Genomic DNA, 26,379 nt, shown 5'->3' with positions numbered 1-26,379 from the left:
AAAGGTTACTAAATGAATTTTACTTCAGTAGTCACTCTTCAAGACTTGATATTTTTTCGTACCCGAAGGTACTGGATATCGTCTTGTGGAGTGCCCACACAGATTGTCTGATAAATTGTTAAAGAGCGTTCGTTACTGAGATAACTCTCGGTAACGCGGGAGGTGCATATTACGCTTTCCCGCTGAAGAGTCAAGCTTTTTTCTTATTAAGAAACGGTGTTTTCACCGGCTTGCTTCTTCCTGGCTGGGCGACTGGTTCTCGTTAGAGGAGTCGTTGTTCCCGGTCAGTGGAGGCGCATTATAGGGAGTTCTCAGAAGGCCGCAACCCCTAAATGCAAAAAACTTTTCAAGCGTTCAAACATTAACCAATAACGGCTTTTTAGGATATTTGTTAGCCTAAAAAGTGGGATTTTAAGGCTACGAAAGATGCAAACCCCACAAGCCAGGCCAAAAATAGATAACAAAAAGGGAGCGATACTCCGCTCCCTTTTTGTTTATGGCTCTAAATAACCGTTACTGCCTGGCAACGATATGCTCGTTTTCCACATCCAGCGTCACCAGCTTGCCCGGGATCAGCTTGCCAGAAAGGATTTGCTGCGCCAGCGGGTTTTCGATTTCCTGCTGAATAGCGCGTTTCAACGGGCGCGCACCATAAACAGGGTCATAGCCGGTTTGGCCCAACAGTGCCAATGCCGGTTCAGTCATGGTGACTTCGTAACCACGCTCTTCAAGACGCTTGTACAGACGCGCCAACTGAATCTTGGCAATCTCCGCAATATGCTTCTGCCCGAGCGGGTGGAACACTACCACCTCATCTATACGGTTGATGAATTCCGGACGGAAGTGATGCGTAACCATTTCCATAACCGATTCTTTCATCTGTGCATAATTCATCTGACCAAAGTGTTCCTGGATCAGATCAGACCCAAGGTTAGAGGTCATGATCACCACGGTATTGCGGAAATCAACGGTGCGGCCCTGGCCATCGGTCAGACGCCCGTCATCCAATACCTGCAACAGGATGTTGAACACATCCGGGTGCGCTTTCTCCACTTCATCCAACAGGATCACTGAGTAAGGTCGGCGGCGCACGGCCTCGGTCAGATAACCGCCCTCTTCATAACCAACGTAGCCCGGAGGCGCGCCCACCAGCCGCGATACCGAATGTTTCTCCATAAACTCGGACATATCGATACGTACCATCGCATCATCACTGTCGAACAGGAACGACGCCAACGCTTTGCAAAGCTCGGTTTTACCTACCCCGGTCGGGCCGAGGAACAGGAACGAACCGATCGGCCGGTTAGGGTCGGACAATCCGGCACGACTGCGGCGGATTGCATTGGATACCGCAGTGACCGCTTCATCCTGACCAATCACTCGGGAATGCAGCTCCTGCTCCAGACGCAACAGTTTGTCACGCTCGCCCTCCAGCATCCTGGCTACCGGAATACCGGTGGCACGAGCCAGTACTTCAGCGATTTCCGCGTCAGTCACCCGGTTACGCAATAGCTTCATGGTTTTGCCTTCGGCCTGCGTAGCGGCGGCGAGCTGTTTTTCCAGCTCAGGGATCTTGCCGTACTGCAGTTCCGACATGCGCCCCAGATCGCCGACGCGTCGCGCCTGCTCCAGGGTGATCTTGGCCTGCTCCAGCTCCGCTTTTATATTCTGGGTGCCGGAGAGCGAGGCCTTCTCGGCTTTCCACTCTTCTTCCAACTCTGAATATTCGCGCTCTTTCTGCTCCAACTCACTGCTGAGCATTTCCAGACGTTTCTTGCTGGCGTCATCCGACTCTTTGTTCAGCGCCTGCTGTTCCAGCTTGAGCTGAATAATGCGACGCTCCAGTCTGTCGAGCGATTCCGGTTTGGAGTCCATCTGCATGCGGATGCTTGACGCCGCCTCATCGATCAGGTCAATAGCCTTATCCGGCAACTGACGATCGGAGATATAGCGATGTGACAGCGTGGCCGCCGCAACGATCGCCGGGTCGGTGATCTGCACGTGGTGGTGCAGCTCGTAACGCTCTTTCAGGCCGCGCAGGATAGCAATGGTATCTTCGACGCTCGGCTCAGCCACATAGACCTTCTGGAAACGACGTTCAAGCGCCGCATCCTTCTCTATATACTGACGGTACTCGTTCAAGGTAGTCGCGCCGACGCAGTGCAGTTCCCCACGCGCCAACGCAGGCTTCAGCATGTTACCGGCATCCATTGCGCCATCAGCCTTGCCCGCGCCGACCATAGTGTGCAACTCATCGATAAACAGAATGACGCTGCCTTCCTGTTTTGACAGATCGCTCAGTACGCCTTTGAGTCGCTCTTCAAATTCACCGCGGTATTTGGCCCCGGCGATCAGCGCCCCCATGTCGAGGGACAACACGCGTTTGTGCTTCAGCCCTTCAGGCACTTCACCATTAATGATACGTTGCGCCAGACCTTCAACAATCGCGGTTTTACCCACGCCAGGCTCACCGATCAGCACCGGGTTATTCTTGGTACGGCGCTGCAACACCTGAATGGTACGACGGATCTCTTCGTCGCGGCCGATAACCGGGTCAAGTTTGCCCTGTTCGGCACGCTCGGTCAGATCGATAGTGTATTTCTTCAACGCCTGACGCTGATCTTCGGCACCCTGATCTTCCACGCTGTCACCACCCCGCATTTGCTCAATGGCCTTACTGATTTTATCGGCTGTTGCTCCGGCGGCTTTCAGCAGATCGGTCAAGGTTCCGCGATCTTCAAGCACCGCCAGGACGAACAGTTCGGAAGAAATGAATTTGTCCGCCCGCTTTTGCGCCAGCTTGTCGCACAGGTTCAGAACGCGCACCAGCTCATGGGAGGGTTGAACATCACCGCCGGTGCCTTCAACTTGAGGCAGACGTGACAAAGCCTGTTCGATTTCGGTGCGCACGCGCCCGCTATCGATACCGGCAGAAGTTAATAGTGGACGAACCGTGCCCCCTTCCTGAGTGAGCAGAGCGCTCATCAGATGTAACGGTTCCATAAACTGGTTGTCGTGCCCAAGGGCTAAAGATTGGGCATCGGCGAGGGCAAGCTGGAATTTATTGGTAAGACGATCCAGACGCATAACACCTCCAATGTAGGTCAAAATTGCTACTGGAGATTAAATGAGGTCATCCCTCAAATTTTCAAGGTTATTTCGACACTATATTATCAGTACAACGTCATGCGTCAGCGGACCGTCCTAATTCAATAGGTTATATCAGCCAGATTAAACTTGCCATACGTCCGGTTACTCCATCGCGTCGATAGGAGAAAAATTGACTGATTTCGCTAACCGTACAGCGATCGCCGCCGTAGATGAGTTTTACGCCGGCATGCTGCAGGCGCTGGCGAGCCAGCAGGTAGATATCTGCCAGGAACTTATCGCCGTGCGGGATAAAAGCGGCCGCTGCGGCGCTATCCACTGCCATAAATGCGGCACGAACCTCTGGCCCCACTTCAAACTGCTGCGGACCGATTGCCGGACCAAGCCAGGCGCTGATATGGCCCGGCTCAGCGGCAAACGCTGCCAAAGTCTGTTCCAGCACGCCATTGCAAAGCCCGCGCCAACCGGCGTGGGCAGCGGCGATTTCATCACCGGCATGTGAGCAGAACAACACCGGCAGGCAGTCCGCCGTCATCACTGCGCACACCTGCCCCGACACGTTGCTGTAAACAGCATCCGCGCGCAGGTCAGTTGGGGTTTGACCATTCAGCCGCACTACGCGGGTGCCGTGAACCTGTTCCAGCCAAACCGGCATTTGCGGCAGACTCGCGCCCACCACCAACCGTTCACGGTTAAGTTCCACCGCGGATGCAACATCCCCGACATGGGTGCCGAGGTTGAGCGAATCATACGGCGGCAGGCTAATACCGCCACCGCGGGTGGTGCTGCAGGCTTTTACCCCAGCAGGCAACGACCAATCAGGCAGGATAAAGGGATCCATTACCAATTCATCTGATCTTTGAATTCTTCGGTATCAACCTTCAGCGCGTTAATCAGATCGACCATATCCTGAGGAAGCGGCGCATGCCACTCCATCTGGATACCGCTGATTGGATGATACAAACGCAGCATGGTCGCGTGCAGCGCCTGGCGATCGAAACCGCGCAGCGTAGCAATAAACGCCTCCGATGCACCTTTCGGCGGACGCGGGCGGCCACCGTACAGCTGATCGCCTACCAGTGGATGGTTAATGTGCGACATATGCACGCGGATCTGGTGGGTACGACCGGTTTCCAGACGCAAACGCAAACGGGTATGCGCACGGAAGTGTTCCATAATGCGGTAATGCGTCACCGCCGGTTTGCCCATCGGGTGCACCGCCATATGCGTGCGCTTGGTGGAGTGGCGGGAAATCGGCTCTTCAACGGTACCGCCGGCGGTCATGGTACCAATAGCGACCGCTTCGTATTCACGGGTGATTTCACGCGCCTGCAACGCCTCGACCAGACGGGTTTGCGCCGGAACGGTTTTCGCCACCACCATCAGGCCTGTGGTGTCTTTGTCCAGACGGTGTACGATGCCGGCACGCGGCACGTCCGCGATTTCCGGATAGTAGTACAGCAGCGCGTTGAGCACAGTACCGTCAGGATTACCGGCGCCAGGGTGCACAACCAGGTCACGCGGCTTGTTGATCACTAAAATGTCACTGTCTTCGTAGACGATATTCAGTGCGATATCCTGCGGTTCCCAACGGGCTTCTTCTTCTATCTGGGCATCAATGGCGACCGTTTCTCCCCCCAGCACTTTCTCTTTCGGTTTGTTCGTCGTTTTGCCATTAACCTGTACCCGATCGTCCAGGATCCATTCTTTTATGCGAGATCGTGAATAATCAGGGAACAATTCGGCCAAAGCCTGATCTAAACGTTGTCCGAGTTGAGATTCGGCCACCGTTGCGGTGAGTTGTACTTGTTGTGCCATATGCAGCTTCTTCGTTAACGTTGGGTTTTCACGGCGATGCCGTTTAATATAATGTGCTATTGTACCTGGTCTTTGTCGGGAGCTTAACGGACAGTCTCCCGGAATAACACCCTGAGGATAATCAAAACGTCATGACGCGTATGAAATATCTGGTGGCGGCAGCCACGTTGAGCCTGGCGCTGGCAGGTTGCTCCACATCCAAGGATGCGGTTCCCGACAACCCACCTTCGGAAATCTATGCTACTGCCCAGCAAAAACTGCAGGACGGTAACTTTAAGGGCGCGATTACGCAACTCGAAGCGTTAGATAACCGCTATCCTTTCGGACCGTACTCCCAGCAGGTTCAGTTGGACCTGATTTATGCCTATTATAAATCTGCCGATTTACCACTGGCTCAGGCTTCTATCGATCGTTTCATGCGTTTGAACCCAACGCATCCGAACATTGACTACGTGATGTACATGCGTGGTCTGACCGATATGGCGCTGGATGACAGTGCGTTGCAAGGCTTCTTCGGGGTCGATCGTTCAGACCGCGATCCACAGCATGCTCGCGCTGCTTTTCGCGATTTCAGCCAGCTGATTCAGCAATACCCGAACAGCCAGTATGTAACCGATGCCAACAAGCGTCTGGTGTATCTGAAAGACCGCCTGGCCAAATATGAGCTTTCGGTGGTGGAATACTACACTAAACGCGGTGCTTACGTCGCGGTCGTTAATCGTGCCGAGCAGATGTTGCGTGAATACCCGGATACCCAGGCAACGCGCGACGCCTTACCCCTGATGGAAAACGCTTACAAACAACTGCAGTTGAACGGTCAGGCCGACAAAGTGGCCAAAGTGATTGCCGCCAATCCGTCATAAGCGGATTAGTGCTAGCAGAAAAACAAAACGGCAGCTTCGGCTGCCGTTTTCATTTGCTGCGCATTTGACCAAGATTTGAAAAATACACAAGCAAAAACACGGTATTAGCAAGATTGCGCAACCGCTTATCCTCTCAATAATGCGCGTTCTACTCTCAAGACTCAAGCGTTAGATGGCCGTTTCAGACGCTGAATCACAGATTGAACTAACTTTGCAAAAAGTGACAAAAAAACGTGATTTTCATCACGCATTTAAACAAAAAGCGGGGTATGCTGGGGTCATCCAAGACGGAAAGACAGAGAGGTAAGTTATATGACATTGAACATTACCAGCAAACAAATGGATATCACTCCCGCAATCCGCAGTCACGTCGAAGACCGTCTCACCAAACTGGAAAAATGGCAGGCCCAGCTGATTAACCCGCATATTGTTTTATCCAAAGAACCTAAAGGGTTTGTAGCCGATGCCACCATTACCACCCCTAACGGCCCGCTGGTCGCCAGCGCAAAACATGAAGACATGTACACCGCCGTTAACGATCTGATCGCCAAACTGGAGCGTCAGTTAAATAAGGTGCAGCACAAAGGCGAAGCGCGCCGCGCCGCCGCCAGCGTGAAAGACATTGTTCCCGAAGTTGAGCCCGAACAGGAATAACCGTTTAGCGGCTGTTTCACATCAAACGCGCCTGAGGGCGCGTTTTTTGTCTGGTTTTTTATTGACAGAGATAAAAGCCTGCGGTTACTTTAAAACCTGTCTCACGCGCATTTTGGATAACACATGGCCCGCAAACCGTTTTTCTTCGCATTCTTTTTTACCTTCCCCTGATTGGGAGGCGTTTCGTCGTGTGATAAAGAATGCGAAGACGAACAGCAAAGCCTCCTGAAACCAGGGGGCTTTTTTTATGGCTATTTTACGACGTATAAAAATACAAGGCAGAAGCTGATTATGACAGACAACCCGTTACTCGTACTGCGCGAACGCATCAGCGCACTGGATCTCAAACTGCTGGCACTGCTGGCAGAGCGCCGTGAGCTGGCGGTTGAGGTGGGAAAAACCAAGTTGCATTCCCATCGTCCCATCCGCGATAAAGAACGCGAGCGAGATCTGCTGGATGCGTTAATCGCCGCCGCCAAACCCTACGACCTCGACGGCTTTTACGTTACCCGCCTGTTCCAGCTGATTATCGAAGACTCGGTATTGACTCAGCAAGCGCTGTTGCAGCATCAGCTTAATCAAGTCAGCCAGCATTCTGCTCGCATCGCCTTCCTTGGACCTAAAGGTTCCTATTCGCACCTGGCCGCACGCCAATATGCCGCTCGCCATTTCGACCAACTGATTGAATGCGGTTGCCAAAAATTTCAGGACATTTTCACCCAGGTCGAAACCGGCCAGGCGGATTACGCTATCTTGCCGATTGAAAATACCAGTTCCGGATCGATCAACGATGTCTACGATCTGCTGCAGCACACCAGCCTGTCGATCGTTGGCGAACTGACCAATCCAATCGATCACTGCGTCCTGGTGGCCGATAACACCGACTTGAACCAGATCGAAACCGTGTACAGCCACCCACAGCCGTTCCAGCAGTGCAGCCAGTTTATTAACCGCTACCCGCACTGGAAAATCGAGTACTGCGAGAGCACCGCGGCAGCAATGGAAAAAGTCGCCACGTTGAACTCACCTAAAGCTGCAGCATTGGGCAGCGAGGCTGGCGGCGCACTGTATGGCCTGCAAGTACTGGAACACAATCTGGCGAACCAACAGCAGAACATTACCCGCTTCATCGTGTTGGCGCGCAAGGCTATCGAGGTGTCAGAACAGGTGCCGGCCAAGACCACTCTGATTATGGCCACCGGCCAGCAGTCAGGCGCTCTGGTTGAAGCGCTGCTGGTGCTGCGTGACAATGGCATCATCATGACCAAGCTGGAATCCCGCCCAATTAACGGCAATCCATGGGAAGAGATGTTTTATATCGATGTGCAAGCGAATCTGCGTTCTGAAGCGATGCAAAAAGCGTTGAAAGATCTGACGCCGATCACCCGTTCGCTGAAGGTACTGGGATGTTATCCCAGCGATAACGTGGTACCGGTCAATCCATCCTGAATGAGATAAAAAAGGGTTCGGCGCTGCCGAACCCTGATAACTTATTGCCGGCTGTCATTTGCCTGCCGCAACAGCGAGCGGCTTTCTACCAGGAAGCGTTGGGCGTAGTCGCCAAACCAGTCCTCGACCTTCTGGAAACTCTGGATGAACGCCTGTTTATCCCCATGCTCCAGCAACTTTATCGCCTCGCCAAAACGCTGGTAGTAGCGTTTAATCAGCGCAATATTCTCTTCCGACGACATGATGATATCCGCATACAACTGCGGGTCCTGAGCAAAGAGCCGCCCAACCATCGCCAGCTCCAGCCTGTAGATTGGCGAAGACAGCGCCAGCAACTGTTCCAGCTGAACGTTCTCTTCCGCCAGATGCAGCCCATAGGCAAAGGTCGCGAAATGACGGAGCGCCTGGATAAACGCCATATTCTGATCGTGCTCAACCGCGCTGATGCGATGCAAACGCGCGCCCCACACCTGCAACTGCTCCAGCAGCCACTGATAGGCTTCCGGCTGGCGGCCATCGCAATACACCACGACCTGCTTGGCCACGCTGCCCACATCCGGACCGAACATCGGGTGCAACCCCACCACCGGGCCACCATGCGCCGCAAGCATGGCATTTAGCGGACGATTTTTCACCGAGGCCAGATCGACCAAAATACAATCCGCCGGCAACGGCGGCAGCCGCTCAATCACCTGTTCGGTCACGTGAATAGGCACGCTGACAATTACCATGCCGGCGTCTGCCAGCAATGTTTCAGCCTGCGGCCAGTCTTCCTGATCCAGCACCTTGACTCGGTAGCCAGACAGAGTCAGCAGACGGTTGAACAACCGCCCCATTTGACCGTTACCGCCAATAATCACAATCGGACGCAACTGCGGACACAAGGTTTTAAAGCCTTTGTCGTTCTCACTGACATAAGACTCACGCATCACGCGGCGCAGTACGTCTTCGATCAGATCCGGCGGTACGCCAAGGTTTTCTGCTTCTTTACGGCGCGAGGCCAGCATCGCCGCCTCACGCTCGGGAACGTACACCGGTAACCCGTGGTGACTTTTAACCTCGCCCACGTCTGCCACCAGTTGCAGGCGTTTCGCCAGCAGCTGCAGCAGCGCCTTGTCCACTTCGTCGATTTGATCGCGCAACGCGGTCAGTTCAGCCACCATAACTTACTACTCTCCAGTGCGTGCCGTCAGCGCGGCGCCGAGTTCCTGGTGCATATGACGCAGCAGCGTCTCTGTACTCTCCCAGTTAATGCAGGCGTCTGTAACAGAAACTCCGTAGCGCATATCTGCACGCGGTTGCTCGGAAGACTGGCTGCCTTCATGCAGGTGACTTTCCAGCATGATGCCGGTGATCGAACGATTACCCGCTTTGATCTGCTCAACCACGGACTCGGCAACTGCCGGCTGACGGCGATAGTCTTTATTCGAATTGCCATGGCTGCAATCTATCATCAAGGACGGGTGGAGTCCCGCGTCCTGCATCTGTTTTTCGCAGGCTGCAACGTGCTCGGCGCTGTAGTTTGGCGTTTTGCCGCCTCGCAGGATCACGTGGCCATCCGGATTTCCCTGAGTTTGCAGCAAGCACACCTGGCCCGCCTGATTGATACCGACAAACCGGTGCGGCATTGCCGCTGCGCGCATGGCGTTAATTGCCGTCCCCAGGCTGCCATCGGTACCGTTTTTGAAGCCTACCGGCATTGACAGCCCTGAAGCCATTTCACGGTGAGTTTGCGATTCAGTGGTACGGGCACCAATCGCTGACCAGCTGAACAAATCCCCCAGGTATTGCGGGCTGTTCGGATCCAACGCCTCAGTCGCCAACGGCAACCCCATTCCGGCCAGGTCAAGCAACAGGCGACGCGCGATGTGCAAACCTGCCTCAACGTCAAACGACCCATCCATATGCGGATCGTTAATCAGGCCTTTCCAGCCGACAGTAGTCCGCGGCTTCTCAAAATAGACACGCATAACGATATATAGCTGATCGCTCAATTCAGCCGACAGGGTTTTCAAATGACGGGCGTAATCCAGTGCCGCATCCGGATCGTGGATAGAACAAGGGCCGCACACCACCAGCAGGCGGTGATCGCGCCCCTGCAAAATATCGGCGATGGTTTTGCGCGCAGTGGCGATTTCATTTTCATCGTTGGCGCTAAGCGGGAACTGGTTTTTCAATTCTTCCGGAGTGATCAGAATTTGTTCTGCACTGATATGTACGTTATTGAGCGCGTCTTTTTGCATGATGCTATTCCTGTCGTTTGCCGTTATGCGTAAGCGTGAGGAGAACGTTGAGCGTTTCAGAGCCTTACCCTACCATGAACTGTAAAGTTTTCAATCCGAAATTCGTAAATAAAAAATTACCACCGAAATTTTAAGTCAAAAACCCACCATAACCTCGCCAATAAAAACCACCAAATCAATTGATTTTAAATGAATAAAATCAGAAAATCCCAACACCATCGCTCTCTGTTTTAGGGCTCATTCTAAAGAACACCCAGCCTAATAAGTGTAAATTATTTTGTACACAAAATATTACAGTGCAAGGAAGTCAGGCGCGGAGCTTGCGCAAAGCCATAGCTGTGGGTTTTGTTGCCAGCAGGCGACAACCTCACAAAAAAACCCATCAAAACTTAAGGATACTCAGCATGATATGCCAGCGGAAGGGATTAATTAAGTAGAAGAAAAATGAATAAGTGAGGATGAAAAATTTAAAACTTAAGCTAATCGCGGCTATTTTTGTCGCAATGCGGAATCGTTATAATGTGACCGTTATCACCTATAATCACTCTTAACAACTGGATCCAAAATGCTCTCTTTACGCGCTCGTCGCGCTATTCCGCTAGTCATCAGCTGCTTGACTGCCTTCACCAGCATTTCAGCCTTTGCCGACAATACGCTTTTCACCGCGATGGACGATCCGGCCACCGCTAAGAAACCGTTTGAAGGCAATGTCCAGGCCGGGTACAACTCCCAGTCAGGCAACTCACAAAGCTCTACCTTGTTGGCCAATACCAGCATGACCTGGTTTAACAGCGATGCTGCCTACAGCCTGTGGGGAGCCGCCAACAACACTACCTCTTCCAACGTGCGCTCATCGGAAAAGTATCAGGCCGGCGGCCGTACCCGTTATAACCTGTCCGATCGCAACTATCTGTTCGGCCAGGCAAGCTGGTTGAGCGATCGTTTCAACGGTTACGACTCTCGTTCCACTGCAACGGGTGGCTACGGCCGTCAAGTGCTCAACGGGCCACTCAGCGATTTACGGGTAGAATTTGGTCCGGGTGTACGTCACGATGAATACCATGGCGGTGGTCGTTCAACGAAAGCGCTGGCTTACGGCGCAGCCAACTATTCATACCAGTTGACCGACACCACCAAGTTCTCCGAAGGCGTTTCGGCGCTGGCTAACGAAGAAACCACGCTGAATTCCGAGACTGCATTGAGCGTTGCGATTAACGATAAGTTCTCGCTGCGCCTGGCTTACACAGTAACTTACAACAGCAAGCCACCAGCGTCTGCGCCGAAAAACACCGACACCACGACCTCGGTCTCGCTGGTTTACGGTCTGTAATCCTTCTAAGCCTAATCCTACCAAGCCCATCATTGATGGGCTTTTTTTATGTCCAAAGCCTCCCATTAAACATTTTGCTAAAAATAGCATTCACACTATTGACGACTTTAGCAAATAGCTTAATACTGTATGTATACACAGTAGTTATTAAACAAGAGCGGGGCATGGGCAATCTTAATGCTCACAGCGATACATTCCCCATAACGCCGCTATTGCCATCAGGATGGCTCATGCAGGCGCTTCAGGCAAACAACAGTGGGATTGAAGCAATGGAGAAAGTCACCTCATTTATTACTTACGCTATAGCGTTATTTCTCGCTTGGTTGGGCAAGCTTTCCCCCCAGGACCTCGCATTTTTGGTCGGTGCCGCAGTCGGAATTGGCACCTTTCTGGTGAACTGGTATTACCGGCGAAAAAGCCTGCAGGTTCTCAAGGCTATAGAACAAAACGCCGTATCTCGAAGGAGAATTTACGATGAGCTCAATCGTTAAACGTTGTATCGCTGCAACTATTCTGGCGATAGCGATGCTGATACCGCAGTTCGGGCAGGTTAAAACCTCTGAGAACGGGCTAAAACTGATTACCGACTTTGAAGGATGCCAACTGTCACCCTATCAGTGCGATGCGGGCGTGTGGACGCAAGGTGTAGGACACACCGCTGGAGTGATACCTGGTACCACTATCACCGAGGAAAAGGCCGCAGCAGATTTTCTGGCTGATGTTCGACGTATAGAACAGGGTGTGGCGAGTTGTATACCACAAGCTCTACCGCAAGAGATTTATGATGCAGTAATCGCTTTTGCCTTTAACGTCGGCGTAAGCGCCGCCTGCGGATCCACGCTGACCTATTTTCTCAATCAGCATCTGTGGCAACAGGCATGCGATCAGTTACCACGCTGGATCTACATCAATGGCAAAAAGAGTAAAGGGCTGGAACGTCGGCGTGCGGAGGAACGCAAATTGTGTATCAAAGGTGCTGAACGCGCCTCTTGACCAGCATTCTTCGATGCCATTTCGTCGCTTAATCTATTGATTATATTTTAATTTATTGCAAGGGGGTTTCTATGATGCACTGTCCACTATGCGGTAACGTGGCCCACACTCGCTCCAGCCGCTACCTGAGTGAGTCGACCAAGGAGCGCTATCATCAATGCCAGAACATTAACTGCAGCTGTACCTTCGCCACCCATGAGTCGGTTGCGCGGGTCATCGTAAAACCCGGTGATATCATTCCGGCCCAGCCGCACCCGGAGAAAGGCAAACAGCGCGCTGCCGCACTCTAATGCTTAGCCTGCGACAGCAGGCTTTTTTATGCCCGCAAAAATCAACCTTCATAGCGCATTTACGAAAAACAATCTTGCATATGCAACCTGTAAACAACAAGCATAAAAAAAGGGGTTGGCATATTGCCAACCCCTTCATAGCTATTAACTTTTGGATGCAGCGTTAGCCGACGCGGTTCAGACGCTCTTTGATACGAGCAGACTTACCAGTACGCTCACGCAGATAGTACAGTTTGGCTTTACGAACGGCACCACGACGTTTAACAGTAATGCTGTCGATTACTGGGGAGTGAGTCTGGAATACACGCTCAACACCTTCGCCGTTGGAAATCTTACGAACAGTGAATGCAGAGTGCAGACCGCGGTTACGGATAGCGATAACCACGCCCTCGAATGCCTGCAGACGTTTTTTGCTACCTTCAACGACCCATACCTTAACTTCCACGGAATCACCCGGACGGAATGCAGGTACGTCTTGCTTCATCTGCTCTTGTTCAATTTGCTTAATAATGTTGCTCATAATATGTCTCTTACCCTAGGTAAACTGATATATCGGTCCCGTCGAGCCAAATGCTCAGACGTTCCCTTCATAGTCCTGCTGCTTGGCCTGATGTTCCCGTTGGAACTCAGCCAGCAACACCGCTTGCTCGTCAGTCAGAGCTAGGCTTTCCAGAAGTTCAGGTCTTCTAAGCCAGGTACGGCCCAGCGACTGCTTTAAGCGCCAGCGACGTATCTCGGCATGGTTGCCCGACAGTAAAACCGGCGGAACCTCCATCCCTTCCAACACCTCAGGACGGGTATAGTGCGGGCAGTCCAGCAATCCATCGGCAAAAGAATCCTCTTCTGCTGAAGCCTGATGGCCCAGTACACCCGGTATAAAACGGGCGACAGAATCGATCAGGGTCATTGCCGGCAATTCCCCGCCGCTGAGAACGTAATCGCCGATTGACCATTCTTCATCAATTTCGGTTTGGATTACGCGCTCGTCTATCCCTTCATAACGGCCACAAACCAGAATCATCTTCGGGTTAGCCGCCAGTTCGCACACGCCGGTTTGATCCAGCTTGCGCCCCTGAGGTGACAGATAAATCACCTTTGCTCCCTCGCCTGCCGCTGCTTTTGCTGCATGAATGGCCTCCCGCAAGGGCTGCACCATCATCAACATTCCCGGGCCGCCGCCATAAGGGCGATCGTCCACGGTACGATGCCGGTCGTAGGTGAAGTCACGCGGACTCCAACACTGCACGCTCAGCAGGCCATTTTTTACTGCCCGGCCAGTTACCCCATAATCGGTGATCACGCGGAACATCTCAGGAAACAGGCTTACAATACCAATGAACACAAGCCAATCCCCATTCCGTTATTCCACTTGCTTCGACCGTTTAATTCGGAGGTCAAAAACCAGGATCCCAATCTGCTTCAATCACGCGAGCAGTGAGATCGACTTTCTTGATAACCTGCCCATGAAGAAACGGGACCAACCGCTCCTTCATGCCGAACGCATCCTTCAGGTTAGCCTTAACAACCATCACATCGTTCGAACCGGTTTCCATCATATCGACGACTTTACCCAGTTCGTAGCCGGTGGTAGTGACGACCTGGCAGCCCATAAGGTCTTTCCAGTAGTAATCATCACCGTCCAACGCGGGAAGTTGTTCCGAATCCACGATAATCTCACGATTGGTCAGTAGATTCGCAGCATCCCGATCGTCAATGCCTTTGACTTTGATGATCAGGTCCTGACTGTGGCGCTTCCAGTCTTCCAACTCGACAAGCTGCCATTGACCCGCCTGCTGGATAAACCACGGCTGATAGTCAAAAATGCTTTCGGCGTTCTCGGTGGATGAAAATACTCTGAGCCAACCACGGATGCCGTAAGTAGACCCCATTTTACCGAGTACAATCGGCTGCTTAGGTGCTACCGGTTTGAGTTGCTTGCTCATTGCCACCACCGCGACAGATTAAGCTGCTTTCTTAGCGTCTTTGATCAGCGCGTGAACGCGATCAGAAACGGTTGCACCCAGGCCGACCCAATGTTCGATGCGGTCCAGGTCCAGACGCAGTGCTTCAGCCTGACCAGATGCGATCGGGTTGAAGAAGCCTACGCGCTCGATGAAGCGACCATCACGAGCATTGCGGCTGTCGGTCACTACTACTTGATAGAACGGACGCTTTTTAGCGCCGCCACGTGCCAAACGAATTGTTACCATAACATCCTCTTTAGTTAATAAAACAGCCGGGCCCCATTGAGGGAACGGGGCCCGGTTGCAATATAAAAAGCCCGAAAATTTTACTCATTTTGGCGCAAAAAGCAATCTAAAGCGTAGATCACCGTCAACAACTTTTTGCGGCCAGTAATATTTCGGGCGGTTTTTGCCGCGAACGGCAAATGCTTAAACAGGCTCACCCCAGAGGGTAAGCGCCTGTCAGCGGCCTGGGAAGCCTGGCGGCATCATACCTTTCATGCCGCGCATCATCTTCGCCATTCCGCCTTTCTTCATCTTTTTCATCATGCGTTGCATCTCGTCGAACTGCTTCAGCAAGCGGTTAACGTCCTGCACCTGCATGCCGGAACCCATCGCAATGCGGCGTTTACGCGAACCTTTGATGATTTCCGGCTTGGCGCGCTCTTTCAACGTCATCGAGTTGATGATCGCCTCCATGCGCACCAGCACTTTATCGTCCATCTGCGATTTCACATTGTCCGGCAGTTGGCCGGCACCGGGCAGTTTGCTCAGCATGTTGGCCATGCCGCCCATGTTACGCATCTGCTTCAACTGCTCCAGGAAGTCGGTCAGATCGAAACCGTCGCCCTTCTTCAGCTTGTTAGCCAGTTTTTCCGCTTGTTCGCGATCAACTTTGCTTTCGATATCTTCGATCAGCGACAGTACGTCGCCCATGCCGAGAATACGCGACGCCACGCGGTCCGGGTGGAATGGCTCCAGCGCGTCGGTCTTCTCACCCACGCCGAGGAACTTGATGGGTTTGCCGGTAATGTGGCGGATCGACAGCGCAGCACCGCCACGCGCGTCGCCGTCGACCTTGGTCAGCACCACGCCGGTCAGCGGCAGCGCTTCGTTAAAGGCCTTGGCCGTATTGGCGGCGTCCTGACCGGTCATGGCATCGACCACAAACAGGGTTTCCACCGGCTTGATCGCCGCATGCACCTGTTTGATTTCGTCCATCATCGCTTCGTCTACGTGCAAACGGCCGGCGGTATCGACGATCAGCACGTCGTAGAATTTCAGCTTGGCTTGCTGCAATGCGCGGTTAACGATGTCGATCGGCTTTTCTTTGACATCCGACGGGAAGAAATCGATGCCGACACCTTCCGCCAACGTCTCCAACTGCCTGATCGCCGCCGGACGGTAAACGTCCGCAGAAACCACCAACACTTTTTTCTTCTGTTTTTCTTTCAGGAACTTGCCGAGCTTGGCGACGCTGGTGGTTTTACCGGCACCCTGCAGGCCCGCCATCAGCACCACGGCCGGCGGTTGCGCAGCCAGGTTCAGCTCGGTATTCACTTCGCCCATCGCGGCAATCAGCTCGCTCTTGACGATCTTGACGAATTCTTGCCCCGGCGTCAGGCTTTTATTGACCTCATGCCCCACCGCGCTCTCTTTGACGCGGTTGATAAAGTCGCGCACCACCGGCAGCGCAACGTCCGCTTCCAGCAACGCCATGCGCACTTCACGCAGGGTATCCTTGATATTCTCTTCGGTCAGCCGCCCACGGCCGCTGATATTGCGCAGTGTGCGCGACAATCGATCGGTTAAATTTTCAAACATCGTCTCATGCTCAACGTGTAATGACAGGCCGCTTTGGCGACACAATTGCGGCGATGATAACACGAAGCGCACAGGATCTCTGCCTCAGCGTTGGAGATCGGTTGGAGTGGGACGCGCTCAACGCTATACTGGCAATCCAATTAACCATGCCGAAGCAAAATTAAACGCTATGCCAGTTTTCTCCATTGTGGCTTTGATCGCCTACCTGCTCAGCCTTGGACTGATTATTCCCAGCTTGTTGCGGAAGAACAGCGCATACCGTCGGCTTGCTATCGTCTCGGCGGTGGTGGCGCTACTTTGCCATGCCATCGCACTGCAGCAGCGCATCTTTGACGTCAACACCGGGCAAAACCTCAGCCTGCTGAACATCGGTTCCATCGTCAGCCTGATCATTTGTTCGATCATGACCTTTGTCGCTTCGCGCAATCGCGGCTGGTTCTTGCTGCCCATCGTTTACAGCTTTGCGATGATCAATCTGGCCTTCGCCAGCTTTATGCCGGGCGAGTTCATCACTCATTTGGAAGCCAGCCCGGAGCTGATGGTGCATATCGGCCTGGCTCTGTTCTCCTATGCTACGCTGATTATTGCCGCATTGTATGCGCTGCAGCTGGCCTGGCTGGACTACCTGCTAAAAAACAAAAAGCTGTCCTTCAGCGCTGACATGCCACCCTTGATGAGCATCGAACGCAAAATGTTCCACATCACCCAAATCGGCGTAGTGTTGCTCACGCTCACCCTGTGCACCGGCCTGCTTTATATGGATAACCTGTTCAGCAAAGAAAATGTGCACAAAGCCGTGCTGTCCATCATGGCCTGGTTTGTGTACATCGTTCTGCTGTGGGGCCATTATCATGAAGGTTGGCGCGGCCGCCGCGTCGTTTGGTTCAGCTTTGCCGGCGCCTTTTTGCTGACGCTGGCCTACTTCGGTAGCCGTCTGATTCAACAAGTCATGGTGCGCTAACCGCCTCAGGCCATCTTTTTCCCTATATAAGGAATACCGCGTTGGAGCACGTTTCGACAGGGACCCTGATCATTATCCTGGTGATCATGATTGTGGTCTCCGCTTACTTCTCAGCATCCGAAACCGGCATGATGACGCTCAACCGCTATCGTCTCCGTCATCTCGCCAAACAGGGTAACCGCTCTGCGCGCCGGGTCGAGAAATTGCTGCAAAAACCGGATCGCCTGATTGGCCTGGTGTTGATCGGCAATAACCTGGTGAACATTCTCGCTTCGGCGCTGGGGACCATCGTCGGCATGCGGCTGTATGGTGACCTCGGCGTAGCCATCGCTACCGGCGTATTGACGTTCGCCGTGCTGTTGTTCGCCGAAGTGCTGCCAAAAACCTTCGCGGCGCTGTACCCGGAACGCATCGCATTCCCCAGCAGCTTTTTACTAGCGCCTCTGCAGAAGGTGATGTTCCCGCTGGTCTGGCTGCTCAACGGCATCACTACACTGATATTGCGCCTGTTCGGCATTCGCACCAACGTGCGCGTCAGCGATGCGGTGAGCAAGGACGAGCTGCGTACCATCGTCAACGAATCCCACTCGCAGATTTCCCGCCGCAATCAGGACATGCTGATATCGGTGCTGGATCTGGAAAAGGTGACGGTCGATGACATCATGGTGCCGCGCAACGAAATCGTCGGCATCGACGTCAACGACGACTGGAAGTCGATCATGCGCCAGCTTACCCACTCGCCGCACGGCCGCATCGTGCTGTATCGCAGCTCGCTGGATGACGCCATCGGTATGCTGCGGGTGCGTGAAGCTTACCGGCTGATGACCGAGAAAAAAGAGTTTAACAAAGAGAACCTGCTGCGCGCCGCTGACGAAATTTACTACGTGCCTGAAGGGACGCCGCTCAATGTTCAACTGGTGAAATTCCAGCGGAATAAAGAGAAAGTCGGCATCGTGGTGGACGAATACGGTGATATTCAGGGGCTGGTAACGGTGGAAGATATTCTGGAGGAGATCGTAGGCGATTTCACGACCTCCATGTCACCCACGCTGGCGGAGGAAGTTAATCCGCAAAGCGACGGCTCCGTACTGATAGACGGTACTGCCAACGTGCGCGAGTTAAACAAGGCGTTCAACTGGACACTGCCGGCCACCGAAGCGCGCACCATTAACGGCATGCTGCTGGAAGAACTGGAAGAGATCCCCGAGATCGGTACCCGGGTACGCGTAAGTCACTACGACGTCGATATTCTCGACGTGCAAGACAATATGATCAAACAGGTGCGGGTCACACCGATAAAGTCGCTGCAATCCAGCGTTCAACAACACTGATCGCCCACCAGAAAGAGAAAAGACGCGAACCTCGCGTCTTTTTTATTGCGGTAGCCAGGCGTCAAACTAGATATGCAGTTCCTGCAGCTTTTCTTTCGGCAGCGCCAGCTCTTCGTTGTGGTTCACTACCACGTCGTGATCAAGAATGTGCTTGGCGATTTCCTGCGCTTCTTCCAAAGAGTGCATGTGATAAGTTCCGCACTGGAACTCATTCAGCTCAGGAATTTTGCGCTGGTCAGTCACTTTCAGCACGTCAGCCATCGCCGCTTTCCACGCATCGGCAACGCGCTGTTCTTCCGGCACGCCAATCAGGCTCATGTAGAAACCCGTGCGGCATCCCATCGGGGAGATATCGATAATCTCAACGCCCTGGCCGTTCAGATGATCACGCATAAAGCCGGCAAACAGATGTTCCAGCGTATGAATGCCGCGCTCTGGCATCACTTCCAGGTTCGGCCGACAGAAGCGCAGATCGAACACGGTGATGGTATCGCCATGAGGAGTTTTCATGGTTTTCGCGACGCGGACAGCCGGGGCTGCCATGCGGGTATGGTCTACGGTGAAGCTATCCAGCAGTGGCATTTCGTTACCTCCTCGTAAAAGAGTATTTATTTCGAAACTTTTTTAACTAACCAGGAAACCTTTTCCAACCCAGCGAGTCTGAGTATGTGAAAGACGCGCATTTGTTATCATCATCCCTGTCATCAGAGATGCATATTTGGCCACATTGATGTGGCCTTTTTCTTTTTTCAGCCCCCGCCGTGTTGCTTCAGGAACTCTTCAAAGCTTAGCGTATCGCCGGCTTCTATGTTGCGTTGACGCTGCCATGAGGCTTCCTGTTCCTTCGCCAGCTCGGCTTCAGTCAGAATTTCCAACGGCTCTTCCATCAGCATCTGACGGTACTGCTCAGCCAATTGCAGGCCCACTCGGCCGGTTCCCTCTTCCTTCATCGCTTTCAGGATACGAGCAGAGAACGTCAGCTCCGGATCGGCAAACGCCGCAACCAGTTCATCGCAAACTTGCTGGTACTGCCGATCGCCGGCTTCGCTATCCAGTACCTCCGCAACGCGTCGCAGATCGTCAAACAACGCCTTACCGACCTTCTCCAGCGGCTCACGGCTGTCATCACAGCCCATGCCGATGGTCTGCCCAGGCTTGCGCCCTTCGAGGATCACACGGTTCCAGTTCTTGCGCGTGCAAAGCAGCTCATCACTGTTCATCTCTGGCGCATCGGCCAGCACACACCACACCAGGAAGAGGTCCAGGAAACGCGCCTGCACCGCATCCACGCCGATTGGCGAGAACGGGTTGATATCCAGCGAACGTACTTCGATATATTCGATACCGCCGCGCAGCAGCGCATCTGACGGCGTCTCTCCACTTTTGGTCACGCGCTTCGGCCGGATCGGCGCATACAGTTCATTTTCAATCTGCAGCACGTTACTGTTCAATTGCAGGTAACGATCGCCGTCCTTTACACCCAATTCGGCGAACTCTTCGGAAGGCGTGACAATCGCCCGCTTCAGACCGGCGACATAACTCTGCAGATCGTTGAAGGTAATACCCAGATTGCTCTGAGATTTATTGGTGTAGCCCAGGTCACTCAACCGCAGCGAAGTGGCATACGGCAGATAGCACATCCCCTGCTCGGTGCGCTCGAACGGCAATGCGGTTTCACGCCCTTTCAGGAACGAGGAACAGATCGCCGGTGACGCGCCGAACAAATATGGGATTACCCAGCCAAAACGGTAGTAATTGCGGATCAAGCGGAAGTAGCCCGCAGAAATCTGCTCTTTGCCGCTTTCTGCGTCTTTAACGCCGGCCCATGCCTGCCAGAACTCCAACGGCAGCGAGAAATTATAATGCACGCCGGAAATGGTCTGCATCAGTGCACCGTAACGATTTTTCAATCCTTCACGGTACAGCGTTTTCATGCGGCCAATATTCGACGAGCCGAACTGCGCCAGCTCAATATCCTGCTCAGCTTCAATAAAGCACGGCATGCTGAGCGGCCACATGCGTTCATCACCCAGATTACGCGCCACGTGACGATGGATGTCACGCAGGAACGTCAGCAGGTGATCGAGGTTATCGTCAACCGGCGTAATAAACTCTAACAGCGCCTCGGCAAAGTCTGTGGTAATCCAGTGGTGCGTTAATGCCGCCCCCAACTTCTCCGGATGTCCGGTTGTCGCCAGTTTTCCGTCCGCGGTGACACGCAGCGTTTCACGCTCGATGCCGCGACGAATACCTTTTAATGCATGGGGATGGGCTTCCAACCAAGAAAGCGCCTGTGATACGTCCGGGATCAAATTGACCTCCCGCTTCTAAAAACAATAACTCGTAAGCATACTGAATCTGCACCCGAGTGAATATTGAGTTATATTCATTTCGTTAATGCCACCAGGCCATTCCCTGTAACGTTATCATAGTCAAAATGATGTAACGCAGCGCCTTTCCGATACACAGAAACAACGCTACAGGGCCCCAGGGCATGCGCAGCCAACCTGCCAACACGCACAACAAATCGCCCACTACCGGCACCCAGCTGAGCAACAGCGCAGCCGGGCCGAAGCGTTGCATCCACCCGAGCGCTGTCTCCAGCCCTCGCTGCGGTTTCAACGCCGGTAACAAGCGCCCGATAATGACATTGGTCACCCCACCTAGCGTATTCCCCAACGTCGCGGCCAACACCAGTAACTCCGGTGAGACGCGGCTGTTGGTCAGCAAGGCGACCAAAACAATCTCTGAATTTCCCGGCAACAGCGTCGCACTGAGGAAGCTGCTGCCGAATAGCGACATGACCGCCAGCGTACTACTCAAAGCGTGCGGACGTCTACGACAGCCATATTGGCGCTTTTCGCCGCCTGAATACCGAAATCTGCGTCTTCAAATACCACGCATTTTTCCGGCGGTACGCCAATCAGCTCGGCGCAACGCAGGAAAGTATCGGGTTCAGGCTTGTGCCGCAGTACGTCATCGGCACCCACGATCGCATCAAAACAGTGGAACAGGCCCAAATGGCGCAGCAAGGACTCCGCCATGCGATGTTCACTGCCGGTGCCTACCGCCATTGGGCGGCGACCGTGATAGGCTTTGACTACCTCAATCAGCGGCAGGGGGCGCACGCTATCCAGCAGCATAGCTTCCACCGCGCGGGTTTTCTCCGCAGCCAGTTGATGGGGATCGAGATCGGCCTGATGGCGAGTAATAATCGACTGGGCAATACGCCAGCTCGGAGAGCCGTTCAACGCCACCATGGCCGCTTCATCAAACGTCATACCGTAACGGGCCAGCACCTCGTGCCACGCTTTGCGGTGCGTCGGCTCGGTATCAAGAATAGTGCCGTCCATGTCGAAGATCAGACCCTGATAGCGGTCGTACATCGTTACTCCATGATCGTTGAGGAAAGAAAACTACTTTAGCGTAAAGCCGGAAGGTTGTCGCTGATCGCGTAATGGCGGAATGTGCTCTGAGAAAAGCCCGGTAAGAAGAGCAGTGCGGAAAGTATTTTCACAAGGCCGGAAAGCGAAAACCCGCCGAAGCAGGTTTTTCTTAGAGGGTGCATCCAGGAGGATTACTCAGCGTAAACGCTTCGCCCTGCGGGCCGTTGCTGAAGCAACGTTGTCTCGCTTCGCTCGGCTCGAACCTCCAACCGCTCTCCTCGCGGTCGGAAAAGCGAAAAACCCGCCGAAGCGGGTTTTTCTTAGATGGTGCATCCAGGAGGATTCGAACCTCCGACCGCTCGGTTCGTAGCCGAGTACTCTATCCAGCTGAGCTATGGATGCATTACTATTTTTGGTTTGTCTGCTTGAAGAAACAAGTTTGACAGAAAGAATGGTGCATCCAGGAGGATTCGAACCTCCGACCGCTCGGTTCGTAGCCGAGTACTCTATCCAGCTGAGCTATGGATGCACAGGAATTCTTTTTTGATACCGTATGGTACGTTGTTACTACCCCACCATACTGCAAAATATGGTGCATCCAGGAGGATTCGAACCTCCGACCGCTCGGTTCGTAGCCGAGTACTCTATCCAGCTGAGCTATGGATGCAAATGGCGGTGAGGCGGGGATTCGAACCCCGGATGCAGCTTTTGACCGCATACTCCCTTAGCAGGGGAGCGCCTTCAGCCTCTCGGCCACCTCACCATACGCTTCTTTCGAATTGTGCCTAACTTGCTTTGGAGAAGCTCATCGGCACTGCGTGGCGCACATATTACTTTCTCCGACTTTTAAGTCAAACAATTTTTCCCAACTCACGCGCATTTGCACAATTCACGCTCAACATGAGTGATTTCACGGCAAAAAGAGTGTTTTATCAACAGGCAACTACAATCAAACCGCAAACAAAGTGAATGGCTTCAAACAAGAAATGAGTAAGGAGGAAAGCAGAAAGGATAATGATGGGCACAAAAAAGCTCAGTAGCGTCTCGCTAAGCAACGAGACGCTGCTTCGAAATCAGAAGGTCGTCTGTTGAGACTTCTCTGCCTGAATGCGCTGATAGATTTCTTCGCGGTGCACTGACACCTCTTTAGGGGCATTCACACCAATACGAACCTGGTTGCCCTTGACCCCTAATACTGTGACCGTGACCTCATCGCCAATCATGAGGGTTTCACCAACTCGACGAGTCAGAATTAACATTCTTTGCTCCTTGAAAGATTAAAAGAGTCGGGTCTCTCAGTTTCCCCGTCATTATCCATCATATGCTGCGAAAACGTAAGCCATGTAACCCACAATAAGTGTAAGCAGGCTTGGTCTCACCTCAGATAATGATAAGTTTAGCCGACCTGAAAAACTTTGTTCCCGGAATTGTAACTAAATTGTGTTAGCACAGGCTAAAAACGCCATAATCAGCAATGACTTATGGCGTTTATAAGTGCTATTTATTTATATTCACAGTTTCGAAGCCACCCAGGCCTCTACACTGTTTAATGCCGCCGGCAGAGCACTGACATCGGTGCCCCCCGCCTGCGCCATATCGGGGCGCCCCCCCCCTTTGCCGCCAACCTGCTGCGCTACCTGACCGATTAACTCGCCGGCTTTCACCCGGTCGGTCAAATCTTTGGTCACGCCGGCAATCAGGCTAACCTTATCGTCGGCCGTAGTGGCCAGCACGATAATTGCAGAACCCAGCTGATTTTTCAGATCGTCAACCATGGTCCGCAGCATTTTCGCCTCAACGTTATCAAGCCGGCTGACCAACAGCTGCACGCCATTGACCATTTTTGCCTGGCTGGACAACGAAGCGCTTTCCTGTGCCGCCTGCTGATCTTTCAGCTGCTGCAGCTCTTTTTCCAGTGCGCGAGTCCGATCCAGCACCGCACGTACCTTGTCCGTCAGGTTGTTACTGTCACCTTTCACCAGGTGTGCAACGTCCTGTAACAGATCGTTTTGCTGATGAAGGGTAGCAATAGCGCCCTCACCGGTTACGGCCTCAATACGGCGAATACCCGCTGCGGTACCTGACTCGGTCAGAATGCGGAACAGGCCGATATCACCGGTACGGCTAGCGTGAGTACCGCCACACAATTCGGTAGAGAAGTCTCCCATGGTCAGTACACGTACGCTGTCGTCGTACTTCTCACCAAACAGCGCCATCGCGCCCTTCTCTTTGGCATCCTCCAGCGCCATCACGTCGGTTTGCACCGGCAGGTTGCGACGCACCTGCTGGTTAACCAAATCTTCCACGATGCGGATTTGTTCCGGCTTCATCGCTTCAAAATGCGAGAAGTCGAAACGCAGATATTTATCGTTAACCAACGAGCCTTTCTGCGCTACGTGATCGCCCAGAGTCTGACGTAAAGCCGCATGCAGCAGGTGGGTAGCGGAGTGGTTCAGACGAATGCGATTGCGGCGGGCGGTATCGATCTGCGCATCAACGCGATCCTTCACCTTCAGCGAACCCTGGGACAATTTGCCCTGGTGGCCGATAGCCTGGCCATATTTCTGAGTATCGCTAACCACAAAATCAGCGCCAGCGGCTTTCAGCACGCCTTTATCGCCAACCTGGCCACCGGATTCGCCGTAGAATGGCGTTTCATCCAGCACCACCACAGCCTCTTCGCCTGCGTGGATCTCATTCACCGGCTGGCCATCGCGGAACAACGCAGTCACTGTAGCCTGCTGTTCTTCGCGGTCATATCCGCTGAACTGGCTGGCGTCGTCAACGCGGATCATGCTGTTGTAGTCGGCACCGAAGCCGCTGGACTCGCGCGCACGGCGGCGCTGCGCTTCCATCGCCAGCTCGAAGCCGGCTTCATCCACTTTCAAACCGCGTTCACGACACACGTCTGCGGTCAAATCGACCGGGAAGCCGTAAGTGTCATACAGGCGGAAGGCGGCTTCGCCATCTAAGGTATCGCCCTGCAGCTTGGCCAGCTCTTCGTCCAGCAACGCCAGGCCACGTTCCAACGTGCGGGCAAACTGGTCTTCTTCGGTTTTCAGCACTTGCTCAACCAGCGATTGCTGACGCTTCAGTTCGTCGGCTGCCGGGCCCATCACGTCGATCAACGGCGCAACCAGTTTATAGAAGAAGCTCTCTTTCGCACCCAGCATATTGCCGTGGCGGATAGCGCGACGAATGATGCGACGCAGCACGTAGCCACGGCCTTCACTTGACGGCATTACGCCGTCTGACACCAAGAAGGCGCAGGAACGGATATGGTCGGCGATAACGCGCAGGGATTTGTTATTCAAATCAACCGCACCGGTCACTTTCGCCACAGCGGTAATCAGCTTGCTGAACAGGTCGATTTCATAGTTGGAATTGACATGCTGCAACACCGCGGCAATGCGCTCCAGGCCCATACCGGTATCTACCGAAGGTTTTGGCAGTGGCAACATAGTGCCGTCGGATTGACGGTTGAACTGCATGAAAACGATGTTCCAGATCTCAATGTAACGATCGCCGTCCTCTTCCGCGCTGCCCGGCGGGCCACCCCAGATGTGATCGCCGTGATCGTAGAAGATCTCGGTACACGGGCCGCATGGGCCGGTATCGCCCATTTGCCAGAAGTTGTCGGACGCGAAAGCCGCCCCCTTGTTGTCGCCGATACGGATAATGCGTTCCGCCGGTACGCCAATCTGCTTCTGCCAGATGTCGAAGGCTTCGTCATCGGTTTCATAGACGGTCACCCACAGTCTTTCTTTCGGCAGGTTAAACCAGTTTTCACCGGTCAACAGTTCCCATGCGTAGCTGATGGCATCGTGTTTGAAATAGTCGCCGAAGCTGAAGTTGCCCAGCATTTCAAAGAACGTATGGTGACGCGCGGTATAACCGACGTTCTCCAGATCGTTATGCTTACCGCCCGCACGCACGCAACGCTGTGAGGTAGTGGCTCGGGAATAGGCACGCTTGTCCAGCCCCAGGAAAACATCTTTAAATTGGTTCATGCCGGCATTGGTAAACAGCAATGTCGGATCATTGTTAGGTACCAGGGAGCTGCTTGCTACAACCTGGTGGCCTTTACTATGAAAGAAATCGAGAAACGCTTGACGGATCTCAGCGGTGCTCTTGCTCATAATTTTCCCGGAAAGGCTAGAATAAC

At 53.4% G+C, this 26,379-nt stretch carries 26 protein-coding genes, 4 tRNA genes, 1 other RNA gene and 1 other annotated feature; of the genes, 10 read left to right on the top strand and 21 right to left on the bottom strand.

Annotated elements, in window-relative coordinates; genetic code table 11:
* Positions 1-513: 513 nt before the first annotated feature.
* From clpB to rluD, 3 genes are all read right to left on the bottom strand, one after another.
* On the bottom strand, positions 514-3,087 hold the full coding sequence (clpB, locus tag V2S86_RS18105; RefSeq protein WP_006323719.1) for an ATP-dependent chaperone ClpB: 2,574 nt from the start codon (positions 3,085-3,087) through the stop codon (positions 514-516).
* Between the two features lie 130 nt (positions 3,088-3,217).
* Positions 3,218-3,949 (bottom strand): purine nucleoside phosphorylase YfiH, encoded by a 732-nt coding sequence (gene yfiH, locus V2S86_RS18100; RefSeq protein WP_330763552.1) that lies wholly within the window; start codon positions 3,947-3,949, stop codon positions 3,218-3,220.
* The gene (gene rluD, locus V2S86_RS18095; protein WP_065505914.1) at positions 3,949-4,926 is read right to left on the bottom strand and encodes a 23S rRNA pseudouridine(1911/1915/1917) synthase RluD; all 978 of its coding nucleotides are present in this window, start codon (positions 4,924-4,926) and stop codon (positions 3,949-3,951) included. The genes yfiH and rluD overlap by 1 nt, the downstream gene beginning before the upstream one ends.
* A 131-nt stretch (positions 4,927-5,057) precedes the next feature.
* Between rluD and bamD the strand changes: the two genes are divergently transcribed.
* The 4 genes from bamD to pheA all read left to right on the top strand — a co-directional run bounded on the left by bamD (position 5,058) and on the right by pheA (position 7,892).
* On the top strand, positions 5,058-5,789 hold the full coding sequence (gene bamD / locus V2S86_RS18090) for an outer membrane protein assembly factor BamD (RefSeq protein WP_126480394.1): 732 nt from the start codon (positions 5,058-5,060) through the stop codon (positions 5,787-5,789).
* 312 nt (positions 5,790-6,101) lie between these two features.
* Positions 6,102-6,443: a ribosome-associated translation inhibitor RaiA gene (gene raiA, locus V2S86_RS18085; protein WP_004950387.1), complete on the top strand. Its 342-nt coding sequence runs from the start codon at positions 6,102-6,104 to the stop codon at positions 6,441-6,443.
* A 122-nt stretch (positions 6,444-6,565) separates the two neighbouring features.
* Positions 6,566-6,692, top strand: a sequence feature (Phe leader region).
* Positions 6,567-6,614, top strand: a complete 48-nt coding sequence (locus V2S86_RS18080; RefSeq protein ID WP_193378397.1) for a hypothetical protein — start codon at positions 6,567-6,569, stop codon at positions 6,612-6,614. Its footprint overlaps the feature before it by 48 nt.
* Before the next feature lie 42 nt (positions 6,693-6,734).
* On the top strand, positions 6,735-7,892 hold the full coding sequence (gene pheA, locus V2S86_RS18075; protein ID WP_330763551.1) for a bifunctional chorismate mutase/prephenate dehydratase: 1,158 nt from the start codon (positions 6,735-6,737) through the stop codon (positions 7,890-7,892).
* Positions 7,893-7,933: 41 nt separating this feature from the next.
* On the opposite strand, the gene tyrA is transcribed toward pheA, so the two are convergent.
* Together tyrA and V2S86_RS18065 are read right to left on the bottom strand one after the other, a co-directional pair.
* Positions 7,934-9,055, bottom strand: a complete 1,122-nt coding sequence (gene tyrA, locus V2S86_RS18070; RefSeq protein WP_330763550.1) for a bifunctional chorismate mutase/prephenate dehydrogenase — start codon at positions 9,053-9,055, stop codon at positions 7,934-7,936.
* A 6-nt stretch (positions 9,056-9,061) separates the two neighbouring features.
* Positions 9,062-10,135 carry a 3-deoxy-7-phosphoheptulonate synthase gene (locus V2S86_RS18065; RefSeq protein ID WP_330763549.1) on the bottom strand — a complete coding sequence of 358 codons (1,074 nt, stop codon included), beginning with the start codon at positions 10,133-10,135 and terminating at the stop codon, positions 9,062-9,064.
* A gap of 565 nt (positions 10,136-10,700) precedes the next feature.
* Between V2S86_RS18065 and V2S86_RS18060 the strand changes: the two genes are divergently transcribed.
* The 4 genes from V2S86_RS18060 (at position 10,701) to V2S86_RS18045 (ending at position 12,748) form a co-directional block, all read left to right on the top strand.
* Positions 10,701-11,465 carry a DUF481 domain-containing protein gene (locus V2S86_RS18060; protein ID WP_330763548.1) on the top strand — a complete coding sequence of 255 codons (765 nt, stop codon included), beginning with the start codon at positions 10,701-10,703 and terminating at the stop codon, positions 11,463-11,465.
* Positions 11,466-11,734: 269 nt separating this feature from the next.
* Positions 11,735-11,956 carry an HP1 family phage holin gene (locus V2S86_RS18055; protein ID WP_126480384.1) on the top strand — a complete coding sequence of 74 codons (222 nt, stop codon included), beginning with the start codon at positions 11,735-11,737 and terminating at the stop codon, positions 11,954-11,956.
* Complete coding sequence (locus V2S86_RS18050; RefSeq protein WP_330763547.1) at positions 11,940-12,458, top strand: lysozyme; 519 nt, start codon at positions 11,940-11,942, stop codon at positions 12,456-12,458. The genes V2S86_RS18055 and V2S86_RS18050 overlap by 17 nt, the downstream gene beginning before the upstream one ends.
* A gap of 71 nt (positions 12,459-12,529) precedes the next feature.
* The gene (locus V2S86_RS18045; RefSeq protein ID WP_004950376.1) at positions 12,530-12,748 is read left to right on the top strand and encodes a DNA-binding transcriptional regulator; all 219 of its coding nucleotides are present in this window, start codon (positions 12,530-12,532) and stop codon (positions 12,746-12,748) included.
* 163 nt (positions 12,749-12,911) lie between these two features.
* On the opposite strand, the gene rplS is transcribed toward V2S86_RS18045, so the two are convergent.
* The 5 genes from rplS to ffh all read right to left on the bottom strand — a co-directional run bounded on the left by rplS (position 12,912) and on the right by ffh (position 16,536).
* Positions 12,912-13,268 (bottom strand): 50S ribosomal protein L19, encoded by a 357-nt coding sequence (gene rplS / locus V2S86_RS18040; RefSeq protein ID WP_004950372.1) that lies wholly within the window; start codon positions 13,266-13,268, stop codon positions 12,912-12,914.
* A 54-nt stretch (positions 13,269-13,322) separates the two neighbouring features.
* Positions 13,323-14,090, bottom strand: a complete 768-nt coding sequence (gene trmD / locus V2S86_RS18035) for a tRNA (guanosine(37)-N1)-methyltransferase TrmD (RefSeq protein WP_330763546.1) — start codon at positions 14,088-14,090, stop codon at positions 13,323-13,325.
* Between the two features lie 52 nt (positions 14,091-14,142).
* Positions 14,143-14,691 (bottom strand): ribosome maturation factor RimM, encoded by a 549-nt coding sequence (gene rimM / locus V2S86_RS18030; RefSeq protein ID WP_212558578.1) that lies wholly within the window; start codon positions 14,689-14,691, stop codon positions 14,143-14,145.
* Between the two features lie 18 nt (positions 14,692-14,709).
* Positions 14,710-14,958: a 30S ribosomal protein S16 gene (gene rpsP, locus V2S86_RS18025; RefSeq protein ID WP_004932501.1), complete on the bottom strand. Its 249-nt coding sequence runs from the start codon at positions 14,956-14,958 to the stop codon at positions 14,710-14,712.
* 216 nt (positions 14,959-15,174) lie between these two features.
* Positions 15,175-16,536: a signal recognition particle protein gene (gene ffh, locus V2S86_RS18020; RefSeq protein WP_062790301.1), complete on the bottom strand. Its 1,362-nt coding sequence runs from the start codon at positions 16,534-16,536 to the stop codon at positions 15,175-15,177.
* A 169-nt stretch (positions 16,537-16,705) separates the two neighbouring features.
* Between ffh and V2S86_RS18015 the strand changes: the two genes are divergently transcribed.
* A complete protein-coding gene (locus tag V2S86_RS18015) occupies positions 16,706-17,497 on the top strand; it encodes a cytochrome C assembly family protein (protein WP_330763545.1) in 792 nt (263 codons plus the stop codon).
* Between the two features lie 41 nt (positions 17,498-17,538).
* Entirely contained in the window at positions 17,539-18,828 is a 1,290-nt protein-coding gene (locus V2S86_RS18010) for an HlyC/CorC family transporter (protein ID WP_330763544.1), read from the top strand.
* A 66-nt stretch (positions 18,829-18,894) separates the two neighbouring features.
* Here the strand turns inward: V2S86_RS18010 and luxS are convergent, their stop codons facing one another.
* The 11 genes from luxS to alaS all read right to left on the bottom strand — a co-directional run bounded on the left by luxS (position 18,895) and on the right by alaS (position 26,353).
* Entirely contained in the window at positions 18,895-19,410 is a 516-nt protein-coding gene (gene luxS, locus V2S86_RS18005) for an S-ribosylhomocysteine lyase (RefSeq protein WP_020825287.1), read from the bottom strand.
* Positions 19,411-19,577: 167 nt separating this feature from the next.
* Positions 19,578-21,140, bottom strand: a complete 1,563-nt coding sequence (gene gshA, locus V2S86_RS18000) for a glutamate--cysteine ligase (protein ID WP_330763543.1) — start codon at positions 21,138-21,140, stop codon at positions 19,578-19,580.
* A gap of 82 nt (positions 21,141-21,222) precedes the next feature.
* A complete protein-coding gene (locus tag V2S86_RS17995; RefSeq protein ID WP_065505884.1) occupies positions 21,223-21,651 on the bottom strand; it encodes a YqaA family protein in 429 nt (142 codons plus the stop codon).
* A complete protein-coding gene (gene yqaB / locus V2S86_RS17990) occupies positions 21,648-22,214 on the bottom strand; it encodes a fructose-1-phosphate/6-phosphogluconate phosphatase (RefSeq protein ID WP_330763542.1) in 567 nt (188 codons plus the stop codon). Before yqaB ends, V2S86_RS17995 begins: the two co-directional genes overlap by 4 nt.
* Before the next feature lie 174 nt (positions 22,215-22,388).
* Positions 22,389-22,511, bottom strand: a non-coding RNA gene (locus V2S86_RS17985) — RtT sRNA.
* A 28-nt stretch (positions 22,512-22,539) separates the two neighbouring features.
* A tRNA-Arg gene (locus V2S86_RS17980) sits at positions 22,540-22,616 on the bottom strand.
* Between the two features lie 50 nt (positions 22,617-22,666).
* Positions 22,667-22,743 (bottom strand) — tRNA-Arg (locus V2S86_RS17975).
* A gap of 61 nt (positions 22,744-22,804) precedes the next feature.
* A tRNA-Arg gene (locus V2S86_RS17970) sits at positions 22,805-22,881 on the bottom strand.
* Between the two features lie 3 nt (positions 22,882-22,884).
* Positions 22,885-22,977: transfer RNA gene (locus tag V2S86_RS17965), tRNA-Ser, on the bottom strand.
* A 310-nt stretch (positions 22,978-23,287) separates the two neighbouring features.
* A complete protein-coding gene (csrA, locus tag V2S86_RS17960; RefSeq protein WP_004950328.1) occupies positions 23,288-23,473 on the bottom strand; it encodes a carbon storage regulator CsrA in 186 nt (61 codons plus the stop codon).
* A 252-nt stretch (positions 23,474-23,725) separates the two neighbouring features.
* Positions 23,726-26,353, bottom strand: coding sequence for an alanine--tRNA ligase (gene alaS / locus V2S86_RS17955; protein WP_330763541.1), 2,628 nt, complete (start codon positions 26,351-26,353; stop codon positions 23,726-23,728).
* Positions 26,354-26,379 lie beyond the last annotated feature (26 nt).

The sequence above is a fragment of the Serratia sp. C2(1) genome, assembly GCF_036352655.1.
GTDB lineage: Bacteria > Pseudomonadota > Gammaproteobacteria > Enterobacterales > Enterobacteriaceae > Serratia > Serratia inhibens.
This window is presented reverse-complemented; position numbering and strand designations above follow the sequence as displayed.

What these genes read in the sequence shown, in the direction of transcription:
- rimM (WP_212558578.1), bottom strand. Translation starts at nt 14,691, where the DNA reads ATGAGCAAGCAACTCAAACCGGTAGCACCTAAGCAGCCGATTGTACTC.
- clpB (WP_006323719.1), bottom strand. Translation starts at nt 3,087, where the DNA reads ATGCGTCTGGATCGTCTTACCAATAAATTCCAGCTTGCCCTCGCCGAT.
- rluD (WP_065505914.1), bottom strand. Translation starts at nt 4,926, where the DNA reads ATGGCACAACAAGTACAACTCACCGCAACGGTGGCCGAATCTCAACTC.
- V2S86_RS18065 (WP_330763549.1), bottom strand. Translation starts at nt 10,135, where the DNA reads ATGCAAAAAGACGCGCTCAATAACGTACATATCAGTGCAGAACAAATT.
- ffh (WP_062790301.1), bottom strand. Translation starts at nt 16,536, where the DNA reads ATGTTTGAAAATTTAACCGATCGATTGTCGCGCACACTGCGCAATATC.
- V2S86_RS18045 (WP_004950376.1), top strand. Translation starts at nt 12,530, where the DNA reads ATGATGCACTGTCCACTATGCGGTAACGTGGCCCACACTCGCTCCAGC.
- alaS (WP_330763541.1), bottom strand. Translation starts at nt 26,353, where the DNA reads ATGAGCAAGAGCACCGCTGAGATCCGTCAAGCGTTTCTCGATTTCTTT.
- V2S86_RS18055 (WP_126480384.1), top strand. Translation starts at nt 11,735, where the DNA reads ATGGAGAAAGTCACCTCATTTATTACTTACGCTATAGCGTTATTTCTC.
- bamD (WP_126480394.1), top strand. Translation starts at nt 5,058, where the DNA reads ATGACGCGTATGAAATATCTGGTGGCGGCAGCCACGTTGAGCCTGGCG.
- pheA (WP_330763551.1), top strand. Translation starts at nt 6,735, where the DNA reads ATGACAGACAACCCGTTACTCGTACTGCGCGAACGCATCAGCGCACTG.
- V2S86_RS18015 (WP_330763545.1), top strand. Translation starts at nt 16,706, where the DNA reads ATGCCAGTTTTCTCCATTGTGGCTTTGATCGCCTACCTGCTCAGCCTT.
- yfiH (WP_330763552.1), bottom strand. Translation starts at nt 3,949, where the DNA reads ATGGATCCCTTTATCCTGCCTGATTGGTCGTTGCCTGCTGGGGTAAAA.
- luxS (WP_020825287.1), bottom strand. Translation starts at nt 19,410, where the DNA reads ATGCCACTGCTGGATAGCTTCACCGTAGACCATACCCGCATGGCAGCC.
- csrA (WP_004950328.1), bottom strand. Translation starts at nt 23,473, where the DNA reads ATGTTAATTCTGACTCGTCGAGTTGGTGAAACCCTCATGATTGGCGAT.
- raiA (WP_004950387.1), top strand. Translation starts at nt 6,102, where the DNA reads ATGACATTGAACATTACCAGCAAACAAATGGATATCACTCCCGCAATC.
- V2S86_RS18050 (WP_330763547.1), top strand. Translation starts at nt 11,940, where the DNA reads ATGAGCTCAATCGTTAAACGTTGTATCGCTGCAACTATTCTGGCGATA.
- rpsP (WP_004932501.1), bottom strand. Translation starts at nt 14,958, where the DNA reads ATGGTAACAATTCGTTTGGCACGTGGCGGCGCTAAAAAGCGTCCGTTC.
- tyrA (WP_330763550.1), bottom strand. Translation starts at nt 9,055, where the DNA reads ATGGTGGCTGAACTGACCGCGTTGCGCGATCAAATCGACGAAGTGGAC.
- V2S86_RS18060 (WP_330763548.1), top strand. Translation starts at nt 10,701, where the DNA reads ATGCTCTCTTTACGCGCTCGTCGCGCTATTCCGCTAGTCATCAGCTGC.
- rplS (WP_004950372.1), bottom strand. Translation starts at nt 13,268, where the DNA reads ATGAGCAACATTATTAAGCAAATTGAACAAGAGCAGATGAAGCAAGAC.
- yqaB (WP_330763542.1), bottom strand. Translation starts at nt 22,214, where the DNA reads ATGTACGACCGCTATCAGGGTCTGATCTTCGACATGGACGGCACTATT.